Annotated in this window: 17 protein-coding genes and 1 pseudogene; 8 read left to right on the top strand and 10 right to left on the bottom strand. The window is 70.2% G+C overall.

Features of this window, described 5'->3' with window-relative positions:
- Positions 1-834: 834 nt before the first annotated feature.
- Complete coding sequence (locus ACIQGV_RS10775) at positions 835-1707, bottom strand: DUF4394 domain-containing protein (RefSeq protein ID WP_402493083.1); 873 nt, start codon at positions 1705-1707, stop codon at positions 835-837.
- A 278-nt stretch (positions 1708-1985) separates the two neighbouring features.
- Here ACIQGV_RS10775 and ACIQGV_RS10770 point away from each other — a divergent pair, with 278 nt between their 5' ends.
- Positions 1986-3191, top strand: coding sequence for a PucR family transcriptional regulator (locus tag ACIQGV_RS10770; protein ID WP_402493203.1), 1206 nt, complete (start codon positions 1986-1988; stop codon positions 3189-3191).
- 325 nt (positions 3192-3516) lie between these two features.
- Here ACIQGV_RS10770 and ACIQGV_RS10765 read toward each other — a convergent pair whose 3' ends face one another.
- Positions 3517-3705: a hypothetical protein gene (locus ACIQGV_RS10765; protein ID WP_402493081.1), complete on the bottom strand. Its 189-nt coding sequence runs from the start codon at positions 3703-3705 to the stop codon at positions 3517-3519.
- A 284-nt stretch (positions 3706-3989) separates the two neighbouring features.
- Here ACIQGV_RS10765 and ACIQGV_RS10760 point away from each other — a divergent pair.
- A pseudogene (locus ACIQGV_RS10760) lies at positions 3990-4115 on the top strand (IS5/IS1182 family transposase); the annotation flags it as partial.
- Positions 4116-4147: 32 nt separating this feature from the next.
- Here ACIQGV_RS10760 and ACIQGV_RS10755 read toward each other — a convergent pair.
- Positions 4148-4543: a hypothetical protein gene (locus ACIQGV_RS10755; RefSeq protein WP_402493080.1), complete on the bottom strand. Its 396-nt coding sequence runs from the start codon at positions 4541-4543 to the stop codon at positions 4148-4150.
- Between the two features lie 329 nt (positions 4544-4872).
- On the opposite strand from ACIQGV_RS10755, the gene ACIQGV_RS10750 reads away from it, so the two are divergent.
- On the top strand, positions 4873-5169 hold the full coding sequence (locus ACIQGV_RS10750; protein WP_402493078.1) for a hypothetical protein: 297 nt from the start codon (positions 4873-4875) through the stop codon (positions 5167-5169).
- Positions 5170-5820: 651 nt separating this feature from the next.
- Complete coding sequence (locus tag ACIQGV_RS10745) at positions 5821-6489, top strand: DUF4389 domain-containing protein (protein ID WP_402493076.1); 669 nt, start codon at positions 5821-5823, stop codon at positions 6487-6489.
- A 371-nt stretch (positions 6490-6860) separates the two neighbouring features.
- On the opposite strand, the gene ACIQGV_RS10740 is transcribed toward ACIQGV_RS10745, so the two are convergent.
- From ACIQGV_RS10740 to ACIQGV_RS10730, 3 genes are all read right to left on the bottom strand, one after another.
- Positions 6861-7301, bottom strand: a complete 441-nt coding sequence (locus ACIQGV_RS10740; RefSeq protein ID WP_402493074.1) for a hydrolase — start codon at positions 7299-7301, stop codon at positions 6861-6863.
- A gap of 154 nt (positions 7302-7455) precedes the next feature.
- Complete coding sequence (locus tag ACIQGV_RS10735) at positions 7456-9204, bottom strand: NlpC/P60 family protein (protein WP_402493073.1); 1749 nt, start codon at positions 9202-9204, stop codon at positions 7456-7458.
- Between the two features lie 219 nt (positions 9205-9423).
- On the bottom strand, positions 9424-10284 hold the full coding sequence (locus ACIQGV_RS10730) for an NAD(P)H-binding protein (protein ID WP_402493072.1): 861 nt from the start codon (positions 10282-10284) through the stop codon (positions 9424-9426).
- A gap of 87 nt (positions 10285-10371) precedes the next feature.
- Here ACIQGV_RS10730 and ACIQGV_RS10725 point away from each other — a divergent pair, with 87 nt between their 5' ends.
- The 3 genes from ACIQGV_RS10725 (at position 10372) to ACIQGV_RS10715 (ending at position 12830) form a co-directional block, all read left to right on the top strand.
- Positions 10372-10791: a winged helix-turn-helix transcriptional regulator gene (locus tag ACIQGV_RS10725; RefSeq protein WP_402493070.1), complete on the top strand. Its 420-nt coding sequence runs from the start codon at positions 10372-10374 to the stop codon at positions 10789-10791.
- Between the two features lie 468 nt (positions 10792-11259).
- On the top strand, positions 11260-12072 hold the full coding sequence (locus ACIQGV_RS10720; protein ID WP_402493069.1) for a universal stress protein: 813 nt from the start codon (positions 11260-11262) through the stop codon (positions 12070-12072).
- Positions 12073-12341: 269 nt separating this feature from the next.
- Positions 12342-12830, top strand: coding sequence for a DUF4265 domain-containing protein (locus tag ACIQGV_RS10715; protein ID WP_402493068.1), 489 nt, complete (start codon positions 12342-12344; stop codon positions 12828-12830).
- 59 nt (positions 12831-12889) lie between these two features.
- On the opposite strand, the gene ACIQGV_RS10710 is transcribed toward ACIQGV_RS10715, so the two are convergent.
- Together ACIQGV_RS10710 and ACIQGV_RS10705 are read right to left on the bottom strand one after the other, a co-directional pair.
- The gene (locus ACIQGV_RS10710; protein ID WP_402493067.1) at positions 12890-13885 is read right to left on the bottom strand and encodes an amidohydrolase family protein; all 996 of its coding nucleotides are present in this window, start codon (positions 13883-13885) and stop codon (positions 12890-12892) included.
- On the bottom strand, positions 13876-14865 hold the full coding sequence (locus ACIQGV_RS10705) for an amidohydrolase family protein (RefSeq protein WP_402493065.1): 990 nt from the start codon (positions 14863-14865) through the stop codon (positions 13876-13878). Before ACIQGV_RS10705 ends, ACIQGV_RS10710 begins: the two co-directional genes overlap by 10 nt.
- Between ACIQGV_RS10705 and ACIQGV_RS10700 the strand changes: the two genes are divergently transcribed.
- A complete protein-coding gene (locus tag ACIQGV_RS10700; RefSeq protein ID WP_402493064.1) occupies positions 14776-15399 on the top strand; it encodes a LysR substrate-binding domain-containing protein in 624 nt (207 codons plus the stop codon). The two genes, ACIQGV_RS10705 and ACIQGV_RS10700, sit on opposite strands and share 90 nt — an antisense overlap.
- A gap of 58 nt (positions 15400-15457) precedes the next feature.
- On the opposite strand, the gene ACIQGV_RS10695 is transcribed toward ACIQGV_RS10700, so the two are convergent.
- Positions 15458-16024 carry a VOC family protein gene (locus ACIQGV_RS10695; protein WP_402493062.1) on the bottom strand — a complete coding sequence of 189 codons (567 nt, stop codon included), beginning with the start codon at positions 16022-16024 and terminating at the stop codon, positions 15458-15460.
- 179 nt (positions 16025-16203) lie between these two features.
- Positions 16204-16827 (bottom strand): hypothetical protein, encoded by a 624-nt coding sequence (locus tag ACIQGV_RS10690; protein WP_402493061.1) that lies wholly within the window; start codon positions 16825-16827, stop codon positions 16204-16206.
- Positions 16828-17256 lie beyond the last annotated feature (429 nt).

Genomic DNA, 17256 nt, shown 5'->3' with positions numbered 1-17256 from the left:
ACCAAAATAAAACCCCTGGGCCAACCCGCCGCCCCCCGCGGGCGCGCCCCCCCCCCCCCCCCCCCCCCCCCCCCCCCGGGGCGGGGGGGGCGCCGGCCCCCCCCCCCCCCCCCCCCCACCGATCCGAGTTCGGCAACCGCCACATCTGCACGCTGCCGGCGACACCGCGAAGGAAGCCGAGCGGCTCGCGGATCACGGGGTCCGGGTCGTCGAACCCGTGACAGGGCCACAGGTCAACGGTTTCCGGGGTACCCCAGCGTGCCGTGAGAATCACGGACAGCGCGGCAAGGTCGGCTTCCAGCTCCCGTTCGGCTGCCTCGACGACCTCGGCGCTCCGGTCCTCCCAGAAGTCCTGGCTCTCACGGAGCACCGCAAGGTGAAAGCCGGGCCCGCTCCACTGGCCGCTCACTCCCGGACGCCCCTCCTCGTCAGGGAAGGGCCGGGAGCTCAAGCTGTCGATGATCGACAGCTGCCCGGCGACGTGGTCTGCGGATCGGTGCTGGAGCGCCATGGCCGAAGCGTAGCCTCGCGGCTCCGGCCGGACTTTCCGAGCCGCCCGATCCTCGCGAAGCCGAAGCCGTGACAGATGCCATGCCCGAGTGACAGCTCTGGCGCCCTGTCGCCCCAGGGCTTTCGGCGGCGCAGGGGCTTCCGTCACACCGTCCATGCTGACGCCTCGCACGGGGGCGACGTTCTGGGACGGATGCGTCGGGCTGGGGCCGGTAAGGCCCCGCGCAGAGAAGGAGCAGGTGAGCACCCGCGTGATCAGAGCGTCCTGACGTGCGGCCCGCCGCGCATGCAGATGCCCGGCGGGCCCGTGCGAGTCCGTGGGGGTCAGCTTCCGGTGAGGGTGACAGCCAGGGACGTGATGTTCAGCGGGAACTGAAGGATCGGAGTCGGCTCGCCGGTGACGAGGTTGATGCTGTAGAGCGTCGGGGTGCTCGCAGCCTGCGGGGTGAGCGAGGCGAACGCGGCGACCGACGTCGTCTTGCCGTTGGCCAGGTAGCTGAAGATGTCCAGGCCCGCGTTGGGCTGCGCGTCGAAGCCGAGGGAGCCGACCGTGGTCAGGGTGCCGTTGTTGGCCGGCGCCTGGAGGACGAGGTTGTCGGTTGTGGTGTCGATGCCGTACAGGAGTGTCCCGGTGGCGGCAGCCAGATCGTTGTTCGTATAGCCGGACGCGGTGACGCCCCGCGTCGGTCCGGTGCGGGGCGGGGTGGTGAGGGTGGTGTCCTCGACGGTGGTGTGGTCATTGAGGTTGTGCCGCAGGTTCTGGCCGTTGTCGCTGACCACTCGGACCCGGTCGGCCGCCGGGTTGAAGTCGAAGCCGAAGTTGGTTCCGTACAGGGCGACTTGGAGCTGTGAGACCTTGGTGACCACCACGTCCGTGGTCTGCGGCGGGGTCTTGATCGTGTAGATGCCGCCCTTCTCCCCGAGGCCGTACATCAGGCCGTCCTGGACCCGGTGGTCGATGGCGAGCAGCTTGGTGTCGCCGCTGAGGCCGGTGACGGCCCGGACCCAGTCGAGCACGTTCGGCCGGTCGGTGGTGAAGGTGGCCATCAGAGTGCCGTCGCCGGTGATCCCGAAAGCCCGCAGGCTGGGCGTGGCGGTGCCGGCCGAACCGGTGCCGGGCGCGCTCACCAGCAGTGCCGCGGAAACGGACAGGGCCGCTGCGGCCGCCGCGAGTCTCCTTCTGATTCCTGCTTTCATCAGTGCTCCCCTCTCGTTCGATCGAATGACATCGAGGGAAATTGCAGACGCGACACAATATCGACGAATGCAAATTTCGATATGCTGACGACCATCATTCAGCCGCCTCCGCCGCAGCTCCGCAACCATTTCAAGGCGAAAAGTCGCCCGGATCCGGGAAATTTGCGAACCATGACAAATATCCGAGCGAGGAAAAGGTCGTCGATTCACGCGAAGTGACAAATCGCGTCCGGATTTCGCCTGTCGAACCGGTCACCTGCGATGGCAGGCTCACGCCCATGGGGAGCCTCTTCGCCGAACTGGCCCGGCAGGCGCCGACCAACGCCCGCCGCGAGGTCGATACGTATCTGCGCGAGATTCCGGAGTTCCGTGCGTGGGAAACCAGACCCCGTGCCAAGGCCGAGACGATGGAACACTCACTGTGGCTGCGGCGCCGCACGATCGAACTGTCCCCGGACAACACCGAGCTGACCGACGACGACCTTGGCTACATCGCGGCCATCGGCGAGACGCGGGCCGATGCCGGAATGTCCTCGGATTCGCGGCAGCAGGTACTGCAGCTGCACACCATGCTCATGCTGCGCGACATCCAGGAAGCAGCCGAGAAGCTACGCGGCAGCGATGTCGAGGAACTCATGCAGGTGATGACCTGGTTCGCCCCGCAGGGCGATCGCGGTATCGTCGCCTACCGACAGGGATTCGTGACGGTGCTGCGCCGCCGTCTGCCGTACGTCAAACAGGTCGCCCTGCTGGCCAGATCACTGCTGACCGGCGACCCCATGGCCGCGGATCTCGCCGCCGCCCTCGACCTGGAACTTCCCCGGTCCTGCGCCGTCGCGGTGATCCGCGTGCCGAGCAGCCCCATGGGCGACCGTGATCTGGACATCGAGATCGAAGTGCTCGTGAAGACACACCGGGTGCCCGCCGTCTGGTACCCGGAGAGCGGCACAAGAGGGGGCGAGCTGATCGCCGTCGTTCCATGTGCCGACGAGGCGACACAGCTGCCCTCCGCACCCGACGCCGTAACGGACTTCGTCGGGGACTTCACCGAGGCACTCGGCCGCCCCTGCGCCGCCGGCACCGCCACCGCACCCCTCGACGAACTCCCCGCCGCCCTCGAACAGGCCCGCCGGATCAGCAGGTCGGCCCCGCTGGGGAAGCCCTCCCGCCGATTGCGCCCGTCCACCATGGCGGACGTCTTCGTCGAACTCGCGGTGGCGGAAGCGCCGTTCATCGACACCTGGCTTCACACGGTGGCCCGGAGCCTCGAATCGGGCCCGGACCTCGTGACCACGCTCGATGCCTACTACCGCCACGACATGAACCGCGGCTCGGCGGCGGCGTCCCTCAACATCCACCCGCGCACGCTGGACTACCGCCTGCGCCGGGTCGCTGAACTCACCGGTATCAACCCGGGCTCGACGCACGGCATACGCACACTGAGCACCGTCGTGACGCGGCGGCTGTCGGGCACATGGGCCTGACACTGCACCGAGTGCCACGCCGGTGGGCGCTTGTGGGTGCTTGTGCAGCGCCGCGGAATTCGAACCGCTCCGTAAGGTGTTCTTGCTCAAGAGCTCGTGACACGATCTTGTGGTCCCGGTTGCTGTGCCGCTGGCACCTGGCCGCCCGCCTGCCCGAGACACTTGGGCGACGGACAGCTACGAGGGCACCGCTGCCGTAGAAGCAGACTCGTCCGGCAGAGGCAGCTTCGTCGAGCCCTGCCGCCTTACGAGATCCGGTCGCAGTGGTGGTGCCGATCCCGAAACCAGCCGCGAGCTGCGCATACGGCTTGCCGTCGCCGTCAGGTCAGTCACCGGCCTTTTTGTCGAACCATCCGAGCGACCGGATGACGGACGCGCCGATGAAGAGGATGCCGAGGGGAACGATCGTGAACCAGACGGCATCGGCTTTCGCGGCCGCGAGCAGGGCTATGGCGCCGATGGCCAGGGCCAGGAGCACGAGCATGCCCAGAAGGACACGGATCTTGGAAACCAACGGAGGACTCTCCCATGTTCAGCTGGGCTCTCTCGACCGGACAGCGTTCGCTCCCCGTCGGACCGCCGGCGGCAAACTCCCCGGTGGAACACCACGGCTCCGTCAGGAAGCTCATGGGGCGAGTCTCCCAACGCCGCCTTCCGGCGGCGCCAGTAGAACTACGTAATCGAATACGTAGATTCACCGGCCGGCGTGGGCCGGTGCGGAGGCAGGGTGCGAGAAGAGGCGAAGCTCCTGGCAGACGGGTTGCCGGCCAGGAGCGACCTGTCCGCCCGGGGCTTCATGTGCCGGTCCGCCCATCAGGGATCGATCTGTCCGGCTCGGTCCTTCGGTACCTGTCCCGCCTGCTCGCTGCCCGGCGCCGTGAGCTCGGTGTGCGGTGGCGTCGGCTCTCGGCGGACCGGCAGGCCGGCACGCGGAGAGCGATCGCCCCGATGCCTGGTCAGGCGGAGGTGAAAGCCTCCTCGGGGGCGGCGTCGAGGACGAATCCGTTGTCGAGCCGGACACGGACCGTGACGCGGAGCATCCGTCGCTGGTAGGCGGCCCAGTGCTCTTCCAGGGCCCCCACCTGCTCTTCCAGCTGTTTTCTGCTCGCGGGCGGCATCTGGTGGCCGAAGTCCTCGAAGAGGGATTTGAGGCGCAGGTACTCACGGACCTCGTGGCTCTGCTGCCGGTGATGCTCCTCCACACGCTCGACGGTGCCCTCGATGCCTGCTGCCAGGGCCAGAGAGGCGGCGAAGGCACCCGTCTCCTCGGGGGGTTCCCCGGCCGGGGTCGCCGATCCGGTCAGCCGCAGATCTGCCGCCAGTCGCACTCGTTGGCCCACGTTCAGCGTCATCGATCCTTCGTCTTCCTCGTCGGACACCGGCCATCCGGTACACATGGCATCGCCCGGCATACCGAAGAGGACAGGATCATCCCACCCTCCCCCGGTCCCGACACGCTCGAAGCCCTCACCGGAGCTGTCTCCGGAGCCGTCCACATGGGACGGGAGTTCGGCAGACCTCGGCCCCGTCGGTCAAGAAGGCCCGGGGGAGATCTTGCATGGCGGACAGGGTCACGCGGCGGCCCGCTCCCCCGCCCGGGTCTCCGAGGCCGCGACGCAGCGGGCCGCCGTCGCCCTCGGGACGGTGACGCCGCACCCGCCGGTGTGACACGCTGGCGGCCATGATCGTCAGAGTGAGCGAGGCACACGTACGTCCTGAACTCTTCGACGCGTTCCGCGAGATGATCGTCTCCGCGGTGCGTGACTTTCCCGGCCGTCATCCCGGGCTGGTGGACCACGAGGTTCTGCTCGCACCACCCCACTCCCTGCTGTACATCAGCCGCTGGCGCGGCGAGGAGGACCTGGTCGAGTACGCCGGCGAGAACTGGCGCGACCAGCCGGTGGTTCTGCCGGGCGAGGACACGTACCTCGTGGAACCGCTCAAGGTGCGGCACTACACGCTCGCACCGGTGACATGACTCCCGCCCGGTGCCGCCGCGGTCCTCGGTGATGCGGGGGCGCACGACGTTCCGTATGTGATTCGCGTACGAGAGGACGCGGGACCGCGCACGGCCGGCCGCTCGCGACGCGCGGGCGAGCGGCGTTCGGTGCGGAGGGTCATGCGGCGGAGTCGCCTGGCCCTCCGCACCGTGCGGCGAGCACCGTGCGGCGAGCGTGCGTGCCGGGCGTCGCGACGCCGCGGAGATCCGTCAGAAGGGCCCTGGACCGCCGGGCCGGGACGGAGCCGAGGTCACGGCCGGGTCCGAGGCCACAGCCGGGTCCGACGACCTTCCGTTCTGCTCCGCCGGCGCCGAAGGGGGAGCATGGAGGTACAAGGCAGGCCGGCGCCGGTGATCACCCCCAGTGGTCGGCGCGCAGCGCTTCGCCACCGCCTGACGACCGGACCTCGAGAGACGTTGCCGTCGCGGCGGGGGCCGGAGCCTGGTGTCAGATGCGGTGAGACCGCGCCGGCCGACGCCACCGGCGACAGGACGGCCCTGGGCGCAGGCAGACCTCGGCACGCCGCCGACCAGCAGATGGCGATGCTCCAGGGCGCGCGGGCAGTCCCGCGCCGAGCCGCTCTGCAGCCGCCGGTGGCACGGGGCCGCCCGACAAAGGAGTCGATTGCCATGACGACCTTCGCGCAGACGCCCGACCGTCCTGTCCGGGTGACCGCGTTCCTGGACGCACCACTGTCACGATGGCTGTGGCTCGTGAAATGGATCCTGGTCATCCCTCACTACGTGGTGCTGGTCTTCCTCTGGATCGCCTTCACCGTCGTCAGCGTGATCGCGTTCTTCGCCATCCTCTTCACCGAGCGCTATCCACGCTCCCTCTTCGACTTCAATCTCGGCGTGCTGAGGTGGTCATGGCGGGTGGCCTTCTACTCGTACAGCGCCCTGGGCACGGACCGCTATCCGCCCTTCAGCCTCGGCCCCGAGCCCGACTACCCGGCCCGGCTGGACGTCGCCTATCCCGACCGGCTCTCGCGTGGCCTCGTGCTGGTGAAGTGGTGGCTGCTGGCCATCCCGCAGTACATCGTCGTCGGTTTCTTCCTCGGTGGCTGGCATCTCGGCTGGTGGAGCGGCGGCCTGGTGGCCGTTCTGACGGTGATCGCGGCCGTGATCATGGCCTTCACCGAGAAGTACCCCCGAGACCTGTTCGACCTCGTCCTGGGTCTCGACCGATGGGTGCTGCGCGTGGCCGCCTACGCAGCCCTGATGACGGACGTCTACCCGCCCTTCCGCCTCGACCTGGGCGGCACGGAACCGGACGGCCAGAGGCAGGCCGCTCGCTGACCGCACAGCGGTCCAGGACGCCGGTCATGTGTCGGGCGGCGGGTTCTCCCCGCGCCGTCGGCTCGCGCGGGCGGTCGATGCCGCGCAGCATCTGCGGCGGACCGAACGACCGGCCGACGGACATGAAGGGTACGCAGACCCTGCCCTCCGGGCCGTGGTCCTGCCCTTGACGGCACGCCCGACGACCTCGAACCGCTCAGCTGGGTGAAACAGTTCGTCCGGCTGCGGTGCGTACGAACAGGTGCGGGCCCGGCCTCGTCGCCGGCCGGCCGCGGGTGTGCCGGCAGACCTCATGCCGACCACCGCCCGGCGGACCACGGTCTTGGATCGGAACCCCTGGACGCCGTGGCGGATCCCACGGTCTGCCGAGTTCAGCCGACAGCGTCCTGCGTCCTGCTGATCACACGCTTGAGGCCGATCAGGACGCGATAGCGCTGCCGTTTCGTGAACTCTTCCGGCTCCCAGACCACCGGGCGCCCTGTCTCCGCACACAGATGCAGCACACGCCCCTCGTCCGCCCAGACCCCCACATGGGCGCCGTAAGCATCGCCGGTGGCGTTGAACAACACCAGGTCGAGCGGCTGGGCGACCGACACTCGAACCGTGGCCTGCGTGTCGGCCCACAGTTCACTCGAACGCAGATCAGGCGGAGCCAGACCGAAGTGCCGAAGCACCTCGTAGGCGAACAGCTGGCAGTTCGCACCCTGCTCCAGGCCGGGAAGGGCGGCGACCTCCGCCGAACCCGGAAACCGGGAGCCCACGTACGGAACGGTCCAGAAAGCGGCCGGCAGTCGGTGCAGCAACGGATCCATGACCCCATCCTCCCTGAGGCCGGATCCGGACGACGAGGTCGAGAAGCCCGGTACGGACAGCGGATCCGCCGAGGGTGCCGGCGGTCGAAACGATGGCGGGCAGGGCGCACGAGGACGGGAGTCGGCTTCGGCGCGGCACAGGGCGATGCCCGGATCAGAAGCGGCGGATCACCCGCAGCTTGTCCGTGTAGAGGTCGCTCGCCGTGCCGTCGATGATCGACTTGCCGCCGATGTCGCCCATGGTCGGTCCGTCGGGCGTCTTGCGGCTGGAGACGAAGCGGCGCCTGCCGTGCTGGTCGACGCCCATGTAGATGCCGGTGTGGGAGACGGCACCGTCGTCGGGGTCGTTCCAGAAGAGCACGTCGCCGATCCGCAGCGCGGTGAGCGGGGGCGGTGCGTCGGTGGCCTGGGCGACGACGACACCGGGACTGGAGGCGGCCTGCTTCTGCGACGTCCGCGGCAGGTACCGGCGCTCCGAGTCCTGTGCGAGGCCCATGGGAACGCCCAGGTGGTAGCCGTAGACCATCCTCACGAACCCCGAACAGTCCAGGTTCTTCAGCCACTTCGGGTCAGGGGTCGTCGTGACGCTCTCGCCGCTGGGGAAGGTCCAGGCAAGTCCCATGTACTCGTGGAAGTCTGCGCCCACTTCACGCTGTCCGGAGGCGAGCAGCGCGCTGTACCCGGACTCTCCGAGTGTCTGTGCGTTCTGGCGCGCGGGGTCGGTGACAGCGGGGGCGTACGGCCGGTACATCGAGGAGTACGTGAGGGCGTCGGGCGAGGTGTCGCCCGCCCACGATCGGATCCGCTGCTCCAGAGCGCTCGTCCATGTGCCGTCGAAGGGCTCGGAGAGGACCCGTACCCATGTGTCGTGGGTGACGACCGGCGGGTCGGTCCAGGTGGCCGAGTCGATTCTGAAGTCGTAGACCCTCGCCTGTGGGATCACCGTGGAACCGGTCGAGGCAAGGCCCCGGATTCCGAGCGCGCCCGGGCCGAAGGCGGCGTCCGGCGTCTTCTCGGGATCGCGCACACGGTGATGCCACAGGCTGGTGGGCTCGTCGTCCACGCCCGACGTGACGTGTCGCCAGGCACGGGCGCGCAGGACGTCACCGGTCCTCTCGACCCGGACCCACCAGTGGTCGAACGCCTTGAACCCGGTGCCGACCGTGACGGCTTCACTCAAGGTGACCGGCGCGTCGGCGAGTTCCTTCTCCAGGACCAGCTGGACGTCTCCCGTCGGGGTGACGATCAGTCGTGCCCGGTAGTGATTGTTGACGTCCTGGGCGGCGAACACGAGGCCGAGGGACACAGGAGCCCCGACGGGCAGCTTGTCGAAGGAGAAGCGGGCGGCGACGAAGACGTCGCCGACGCCGTGGTCGGGGAGCAGGCAATAGCGGCTCTTGCCGGCGGCGAGCGTGACGGCACCGCGGCCGCTCTCGATGAAATAGTCCGCGGTGGTGCCGTTGTGGTGGGACCAGGTCCCGCCTCCGGGCGACGCGCCCCAGCCGCCGGTGGGCGGAGTCCGGTCGAAGGCGTCCTGGACGGCCTTGGGCTGCTCGGTGAACCAGCGGCGTGGCCCGCGCAGCGTCACCGTCCGCGCCCCGGTGGTGAGTGTCGCGAGCGTGCCGGCGCCGTCCGTGACCTCAAGGCCCCCGGACGTGGTGCGTGTGGTCAGCGCGCCGACCGGGTGCGGAGCGTAGTGCCAGGGGTCGGTCGGGTCGATCAGCACCGGGGTCCGGAAGCCGGCCGCCTGCGCGGCGGTCTCGGCCGACGCCGCTGTTCCCGCCGTGGGGGCACCGGGCGGGGCGGCGTTCGCGGACGGCGCCCCGGCAAGCGGCAGAGCACTGCCCGCCGCCGCTCCCGCGAGGGCCGTGAGGGCCGCCCTGCGGCTCAGTGAGAACTTCATCGGTACAGACATGCAACGGCCCCCGCGCAGACAGCGCTTGATCGAACGATCATGCGAAGACGGACACTACCCCGGCCCCTCGCCGGTCCCGCAGCCGGCACCCGCGCGCTCCGCGGACGAGACACGGGCAGCCGACAGGCCGGGGCCGAACCCGGCGCAGCTCCTGCCGGGTGCGCCGAGCAGGGCATCGGCCGGCTGCACGGCACGCACAGCCTCTGCTCACGGACGCTGCGCGCCCACCCGCCCCTGGTGCCCCTGGGAGATGCTTGCCCACGGTCGCGTGGCGGACGCGGCTGCGACAGCCGTGGCCAGGGGGTCACGGGCCGGGCGGCCGAGAAGGTCTGTGAGGTCGGGGGCGGTGCCGCCCAGGAAACCGTGCCGGATGCCGGTGGCGATCGAGGCGAGCATGGGCGGCTGGAACGGCAGAAGCCCGGGCGTCTGCCGGAGGAGCCTGTGCCGGTACTCGCCCAGACCGATGGTGCGGTGCGGGATCCCGAGCCGGTCGGCCACCTGCCCCGCGGTGATCGGCGTGCCGACGAGGTCGTGGCTGCGGCCGCTGTGTTCCGCTGGATCTGCTGCAACGATCGCCGCGGCTTCGGCGAGATCTTCTCGTGCGACCGCGGCCAGGGCGCCGTCCCCGAACGCGGACTCCACGCCGTTTTCGGTCCATGCCAGCAGGCCGCCGAAGAGTTCGGCATACAGGCCGTTGCGCAGGATCGTCCACGGCAGACCGCTCGCCTGCACAAGGCGTTCGGTGGCACGGTGTGCGAGCGCGAAACCGAGATGGTCGCCTGCGGCGGTCAGGCTGGTGTAGACGACATGGCGGACGCCGTCGCGGACGGCTGCGGCCAGGACCGCCGAGTGCCGGGCGACGACCTGGTCGTCCTCGGCATAACCGGCGGAGATCAGCACCAGGGTCGACACCTCGGCGAGATCGAGGCTCATGGGGTCGTCGAAGTCGAGATGCCGCATCCCCCGGCCCGGCGAGCGGCTGCCGCCCGTCGCGGCGACGCCGCGGGCCCGCAGTGCCGCCAGGGTGGCCGAGCCGAGATTCCCGTTCGCTCCGGTCACCAAGATCATGTCGATCGCCGTCTTCCGTCGTGGTCCTCATCGGTAACTACGCTTGATCCTTGATCGCTCGCCCGCCGGCCACAAGAAGGCAGTTCGATGTCACTCACGCACACCGGGGTAACCACCCCCGCCGACCTCGACCCCTGCGGAGGCGAGGACCACCCCGACTGCGGCATCCGCGACGTCCTGGACCGCATCGGCGACAAATGGTCGGTGCTCGTGATCGTCGAGCTTGCGAGCGGGCCACGCCGGTTCCGCGAACTGCAGCGCGCCATCGACGGCATCTCCCAGCGCATGCTCACTCTCACCGTGCGCAGGCTGGAACGCGACGGTCTCCTGCTGCGCACCGTCTACCCGACCGTCCCGGCTCGGGTCGACTACCGCCTGACCGGGACCGGGGCCGGTCTGACCCATCTGGTCAAGGCGCTCGCCGACTGGTCGCTCGCCCACCGTGCCGTCATCGCCGAGGCGCGCCGTGCGTACGACCGGACCCATCCCGACCACGACATCCACTAGGCAGTTTCGTTCGGACCAGCCGGTCGCCGGTCCGAGTGCACCCGCTGAGCACCGGGTGCACCTGCGGGAGGGGTACGGCAACCGGCGAGGCGTCTGCAAACGGCCGCAAAGATCCGCCCTGCGGCCGACGGCCGGTACCGGCCACTCGCGTGAGGCCGTGGCCCGGGCCGTGCTCGGGGGCCTCGCCGGGCCGACCCGGTCCGTGGGCTTCCGGGCCCCCGAGGACACCTTCAGCCGCGTCGCCGGGGTCGGCGCGTCCGGCCTCGCCTCTTCGCCATGGCGTCAGGCCGGTACGGCAGGGACGGTGCAGGTGACGCGGCAGGAGCGGACGGGGCAGTCGCACCCGGTGCCGGGAGGAACGGGCCCGGACGGCGACCGTCGTTCCGTACGTGGGGTCACGCAGGAATTGCAGCGGCATGCCGGCGGAGCGACGCTGAGAACCTCCGGCTTGAAGTGGAGCAGCCAGTCATGGCCGATCTGGTCGTTGTCGGGGTGGACGGCTCGGCCTCGAGTCTCACCGCCGTGGAGGCGGCCGCCGCCTCAGCCGTACGGCGCGGTGCGGTGTTGCGTGTGGTGCATGCCGACGTCCCGGTCAAGCCGAGGCTCGTGGTGCCGGACCCGGCGTCGGGAGCGCTGGTCCACGAAGCGGCCGCCCACGCCCGCTACGTGGCTCCTGAGGTCATCGTGACCGAGGCCGTGGTGACGGGTGATCCGGTGCATGTGCTGGAGGCCGAGTCTCAGGCCGCGGCCCTGATCGTCGTCGGCTCCAGAGGCAAGGGAAACATCGCCGGCCTGCTGCTGGGATCCACACCGGTGCCCTTGGCCGCCCACAGCCGCTGCCCGGTGATGACGGTCCGCGAAGAACACCGGCCGTCCGATCGCGCGGGGCCGGTGGTCCTGGGATTCGACGGCTCTCCGGACAGCGACGAAGCAGTCGGTCTCGCCTTCGCCGAAGCCGCGCAGCGCCGGGCGCAGCTCGTGGTCGTTCATGCACGGCAGCCGGACAAGGACTCGCCCGGCACAGCCCCCGAGTCTGCCGAGCAGTCGCCGGCCGCGGCGATCGCCGGGCGGGCGGGCGCCTGTCCGGACGTCACCGTCAGACACGACCTGGTGAGCGGCACAGCGCGTGAGGTGCTGCTGGAAGCGAGCAGGACCGCTCAATTGCTGGTCGTCGGCGCCCGCGGGCTCGGCGCCATCACCGGGCTGCTCCAGGGCTCGGTGAGCCAGGCTCTGATGGCCCGCGCACACTGCCCCGTCGTCACCGTCCGCAGGACGACGTGATTGCGCCGCAGGGCGCAGGTGCGCCCTGCGGACGGCCGGCGCGCGACAATCACGACCTGGGGCGGCCGGCATCGCCGTCCATGCCGCGTCGAAGGCCGGCAACTCGGCTGCGCCCGGCCTCGCGGCGGCCGCCGTCGGGATGCGCGGGGCAGGGAGGCGGCAGGCGGGCGTCCGGCGGCGATCGTGGCGGGCTGCCGGCCGGATCCGGAGGCATCGGCCTTCCTCACTGCGCAGTCCGGTCCGGTGGGCGGGAAGTGGATGATGGTTCGGTGACGAACATCGGTGACGACCATGTGAAGGTCCATTTCCACATGGAGACGGACGAGGACGGCTGGCCGCCGGCGAGTGTCGAGAGCCTGTGGGCCGTGGACCTCGGCGACGGCACCGTGCGGCTGGACAACACGCCCTGGTTCGTCCGCGGAGTCGCCGGCGGGGACATCATCAGGGTGCGACCGGACGCTGACGGTGTTCTCTGGGCCGGGGAGACGGTTCAGCCCTCGCAGAACTGCACCATCCGGCTCATCGTGCTGAAGGACGGCGGCTCGGCCGCAGCCCGGCAGAGCGTGCTGGAGGTCTTCCACCGCCTCGGCACGACGGGCGAAGGCATCGAGCAGTTCGGGATGGTGGCCCTGGACGTCCCGCCGCAGGCAGACCTGCCGAAGATCCGCGAGTTGCTGGAGCACGGCGAGACGATGGAGTGGTGGCACTGGGAGGAAGGGTGTGTCACCGCCGCCTGGGAAGCCGCTGCGCGATCGTGAGGACAGCGGTGCCCCGTCCCGGCCTGCGGTGCGCCAAGGCTGCCGCGGACGGCGTTCGTTCACAGCCCGAGCAGCCTCTCGGCGTTGCGGTGTGCGATGTCGAGCCTGGCCTCTTGGGTGAGGTCGCTGGTCTCGAGGAAGTCTCGCGCTCCCTCGTTGCCGAGGAAGGGGTAGTCGACCGAGTAGATCAGCCGGTCGGTGCCGAGGGTGTCGGCGCAGAAGCGCAGGTGTGCCGCGGTGAACATACCGCTGGGTGTGTAGTACACGTTCTCGCGGACGTAGTCGCCGACGGTCCGGTCCAGCCCTGTCACCCGCTGCGGCAGGGCCTCGTCGAGGCGGTCGAGGAACCACGGGACCATCTCGCCCCAGTGCCCGAGAATGAACTGCAGGTCCGGGTATCGGTCCAGGGCGCCGCTGAGTACCAGGTGGAGGAAGTGGATTCCGGATTCGTTGTGCCAGCCCCAGCCGGCAGTGGCGAACCTGGTCGCGACCACCGGGTCCAGTCCCGCTTCGTAGTCGGCCGCGCTCGTGGCACGAGTGGGCGGGGCGGGGTGGAGGTAGATCGGCACGCGCAGCTCGGCGGCTGTTCGCAGGATCGGGTCGAACCTGGGGGCCGACAGGTGTTCGTCGTCGGTGCGGCCGTGGATGAGAGCACCCACATGTCCGAGTTCCTCGACCGCACGCCTGAGTTCCGCCGGCGCGTGGTCCGGGGCGGAGGTGGGCACCGACGCGAAGGCGGCGAACCTGTCGGGGTGACGCCTGCACGCCGCCGCGAGCCGGTCGTTGACGTCCCGGACCAACTGAGGCGCCACCTCGGCCGGGAGGAACTGCGTGGTCAGGTTGGACAGCACCTGCATGTCGATTCCGTGCGCGTCCATGTCCGCGAGGCGGCCCTCGTCGAGGTCTTCCAGCACATGGACCGGGGGCGTGTAGGGAAGTCCGGTCGACGGTGCGTAGCTCTTCGCGAAGTGGGGGCTCACCTCCGCCGAGCGCGCGGCACTGGCCTGGGCCACCGCGGTGTCGAGGGTGTGTTCCTCGATGGTGATCAGTCGCATGCTGCTTCCTTGCGTGATGAGTCGGGTGACGCTTCGGCGCGGGCTCCCGGGCTGCTCCGGTGCGCGCGTACGGATTCCGTGCCGGACGGCGGGCAGCGCCCTGCCAAGTCCTCGTGCCCCACGGTGCCGACGGCGCGGCCCGCCGTCCAGACGGCCCGGACATCGCGGGTCGCGCCGATGACGTCCACCGGGTCACCGCCGACGAGGAGGAGGTCGGCGCGCAGGCCCGGCCGGACACGGCCCCGGTCCGTGAGTCCGAAGGCGTCGGCGGCGGCGCGGGTCGCCGACCGCAGTGCTTCCAGCGGGCTCGGACCGGCTTCGACGAGGAGTCCCAGTTCGTCGTGGAGACTGCTGCCGTGCGGCACCGCCGCGGGGACTCCCGGAGCGTTGTTGGCGTCGGTGCCGGCGACGACGGTGGCGCCGGCACGGTGCAGCGCCGTGACCGCGTTCCGTGCGTGCTCGTACGACAGGGCGGGCACGTCCAGGTTGTGCGCGGTGCCCCGCATCATGGTCAGCGTGGGGACCAGGACGCATCCTGCGTCGGTGATCGCCCGCACGAGGCCCGGGTCGAGGTCGGCGTCGAGCGGGGCGTGGGTGAGGACGTCGACGCCGGCCCGCACCGCGAGTTCGACGGCGCCGGTGTGGCTGGTGTGCGCCACCACACGCAGCCCGGCCGCACGGGCCGCCTCCACCGCGGCGGTGGCCGTGTCCTGGTCGGGGCCTCCCGCTCCGGGCCTTTCGAGGACCAGTTTGATGTAGTCGGCGCCTTCCTCGACGCGTGCCGCGACGCACCGACGGGCCTGCTCCGGCGTGAAGAGCAGATTCTCCGGGGGAAAGCCCGGGATGCCGGCGTGCGGGCCGACCGGGCGCTCGATGTCGCCCGGCAGTCCGTGAGGGGCGAGGTCGGGGCGGTTCGGATCGGGTTCTCCGGCGTCGCCGTCCTGGACGGCGTCCTGACCCGTGACCTGCACAGCTTCCATCGATCGCATCCCGAGGTGGAACTCACCCTGCTCGAGCTGCCACCCGCAGCCCAGGTCCAGCAGGTCCGCGAGGGCGCCATCGATGTCGGCTACAGCCCCGACCTCGGCCTCGTCGGCACCGACGGCCTGGTCCTGGCTCCCCGCTCCCGGACGCCGCTGTCGATCGCCATGCGGCACGACCACGAACTCGCCGGCGCCGCGTCGGTGAGCGAGGCCGATCTGGCGGACCGCGACCTCGTCGTGTTCGCCGCCGACGAGAACGACGGGACGATCCTGTCCGAGCTCCTCACCGACCGCAGCGCGCATCGGGCCCGCATCCACCTGGTGAGCAGCACACTCGGTGTACTGGCGCTCGCCGCGGCCGGAGTCGGCGTGGCCGTGGTGCCCACGGCCACGCAACGCATCGCGCTGCCGGAGATCGTCCACCGGCCCCTGCACGGCCCGGATTCCGGACCGCGCGTCGTGACCATCAGCAGGTCCGACGAGCTGTCCGGTCCGGTCCGCGCGTTCCTCGGCCGTCTCGCACCGGCCTGATCCGCGGTCCCGCGCCGCGGGGCGTCGCGGGCCGCGCAGGTGCCCGGCCGGCGTGCGCTCAGGTGCTCATGAGGGTGTGCATGGGGTCGGGCAGGTCCTGCTTCAGCGCCCAGGCGCGGTCGATCAGGCCGTCCACAGCGGCGCCCGCACGCCGGGCGGCGAGCATGGCGGCGGGGTCGAAGGCAGGGCCGACGGAGTCCTCGCGGTACTCGTCACCGTGCATGTAGGCGGTGGCCTGTTCGGGCTCGGCGAAGTTGTCGATCTGCATCTCGACGAAGTTCCCGTCGGGATCGCGGTAGTACATCGAGGTGGTGACGCCGTGGGCGATGCTGACCGCCGGGAGGATGCCGCTGTCCTGGAGCTTCTCGTACCGGGCGAGGAGGTCGTCGAGGCTGTCGAAGGTGTAGGCCACGTGGTGGGCACAGGCGGTGTCGGGGCTCTTGCGGCGCAGCGGGGTCGGCGGGGTGATGAGCGCTACGCGGTGGTGTTCCTCGTCGAAGGTGATGAAGCACAGGGCGTCGTCCTGGAAGACGGTGTGGCCGTCCAGGACCGCGCAGTACCAGTCACGCATCTCGTCGGGCCGGCTGGTCTGGAACACCACGTGGGCGAACTTGGGGGCTCCCATGTCGATCCTCCTTGATAGATGCCGGCGGTCTGCTCCGCCGGCGAGGGTGTCACGGTCGGTGCGGTGAGCGCCTCTTGCCCCGGAGTCCGGGTACCGGGCGCGGGCTGGTTCAGTCGGTGAAGCACCGGCGCAGCTCGCCGGTGCCTTCGATCGTGCTGACCGGTTCGTCGCCGGGGCCGCTACACCAGCGGGGTGATCTTCTCGTCGACGTCCAGCAGGGCCTTGCCGTACACCTCGTAGCTGACGGCGGGCAGGGTGACCGCGTGCCGCGCGGCGACGGCGGAGTCGCGCCAGATGCGCTGGAGCGGGTTGACGTCGGCGAAGCTGGCGGCTCCGTGGGCGAACAGCAGCCCGTCGATGGCCTGGGTCACGTGCTCGATCGCGCGCCCGGTGTCGGCCCGCACCCGGGCCCGGGTCAGCGTGTCGGGGTAGGTGCCCTGGGCCGCGGCCCGTTCGATGTCGTCGGCCGCACGGTAGGCGTGCAGATGCGCGGTGTCGATCATCATGGCGGCCTGGGCGATCTGGTTCTGGAACGTCACCGACTCGGCCTGGGCGTCGAAGAAGGTGTACGAGATCGGCTTCGCCCCTGCCTTGCTCCGCACGATCTCCAGCGCGGCCCTGCCGAGCCCGAGCTGCGGCCCGGCCAGGACCAGGGCGAGGATCGGCACGAACGCGGAGCGGTAGAAGGGCTCTTCGTCCTGGTTCTCGCTGGGGTAGTCGCCCTCGATGGCGGCGGGGACGGACATCACCCGGTGCTCGGGGACGAACACGTCCTCGGCGACCAGGCACCGGAGCGCAGACACCGGCCATCAGATCGCGAAATTGCTGGTCGTCCACCATGCTCGGCTCCTTGCAGGGGGTGGGGGAACGGCGTGGATGCGAGATCACACGCAGAACAGGGCTCACGGCTCCATGGGCATTGCACGGCCGTCGTCCCGACAACTCCGGCTCTGTGCCTGTACATCGGCGTCCGACCGACGGCGTCTGCGCCGCCTCACCTTAGATGTCATATGTGATAACAATAAGAGGAGGTGCGGAGGGTTTCTCGCCCCCCGGGGTTAAAGAGGCTCACACGCAAAGAGTCACTCAGCCGCCGTTCTGGCAGCTCAGACGCCTGCATGCGCGGGCTTGACCGGCTATGCCGGGCCTCACTCTAGGGCGTCATATGTGATAACAACAAGTGGGTCTTCGGCGGGAATCTCCCCGGGTCTCCCGGTACTCGCGCCTCACGC

The organism is Streptomyces sp. NPDC093094 (assembly GCF_044754345.1).
GTDB lineage: Bacteria > Actinomycetota > Actinomycetes > Streptomycetales > Streptomycetaceae > Streptomyces.
Note: the sequence above shows the minus strand (reverse complement) of the source record. Positions and strands in the feature narration are given on the sequence as shown.

Bases quoted from the DNA above. Each gene is read 5' to 3' on its own strand.
- ACIQGV_RS10775 (WP_402493083.1), bottom strand. From the start codon at position 1,707: ATGAAAGCAGGAATCAGAAGGAGACTCGCGGCGGCCGCAGCGGCCCTG.
- ACIQGV_RS10770 (WP_402493203.1), top strand. From the start codon at position 1,986: ATGGGGAGCCTCTTCGCCGAACTGGCCCGGCAGGCGCCGACCAACGCC.
- ACIQGV_RS10755 (WP_402493080.1), bottom strand. From the start codon at position 4,543: ATGACGCTGAACGTGGGCCAACGAGTGCGACTGGCGGCAGATCTGCGG.
- ACIQGV_RS10750 (WP_402493078.1), top strand. From the start codon at position 4,873: ATGATCGTCAGAGTGAGCGAGGCACACGTACGTCCTGAACTCTTCGAC.
- ACIQGV_RS10745 (WP_402493076.1), top strand. From the start codon at position 5,821: ATGACGACCTTCGCGCAGACGCCCGACCGTCCTGTCCGGGTGACCGCG.
- ACIQGV_RS10740 (WP_402493074.1), bottom strand. From the start codon at position 7,301: ATGGATCCGTTGCTGCACCGACTGCCGGCCGCTTTCTGGACCGTTCCG.
- ACIQGV_RS10735 (WP_402493073.1), bottom strand. From the start codon at position 9,204: ATGAAGTTCTCACTGAGCCGCAGGGCGGCCCTCACGGCCCTCGCGGGA.
- ACIQGV_RS10730 (WP_402493072.1), bottom strand. From the start codon at position 10,284: ATGATCTTGGTGACCGGAGCGAACGGGAATCTCGGCTCGGCCACCCTG.
- ACIQGV_RS10725 (WP_402493070.1), top strand. From the start codon at position 10,372: ATGTCACTCACGCACACCGGGGTAACCACCCCCGCCGACCTCGACCCC.
- ACIQGV_RS10720 (WP_402493069.1), top strand. From the start codon at position 11,260: ATGGCCGATCTGGTCGTTGTCGGGGTGGACGGCTCGGCCTCGAGTCTC.
- ACIQGV_RS10710 (WP_402493067.1), bottom strand. From the start codon at position 13,885: ATGCGACTGATCACCATCGAGGAACACACCCTCGACACCGCGGTGGCC.
- ACIQGV_RS10705 (WP_402493065.1), bottom strand. From the start codon at position 14,865: ATGGAAGCTGTGCAGGTCACGGGTCAGGACGCCGTCCAGGACGGCGAC.
- ACIQGV_RS10695 (WP_402493062.1), bottom strand. From the start codon at position 16,024: ATGGGAGCCCCCAAGTTCGCCCACGTGGTGTTCCAGACCAGCCGGCCC.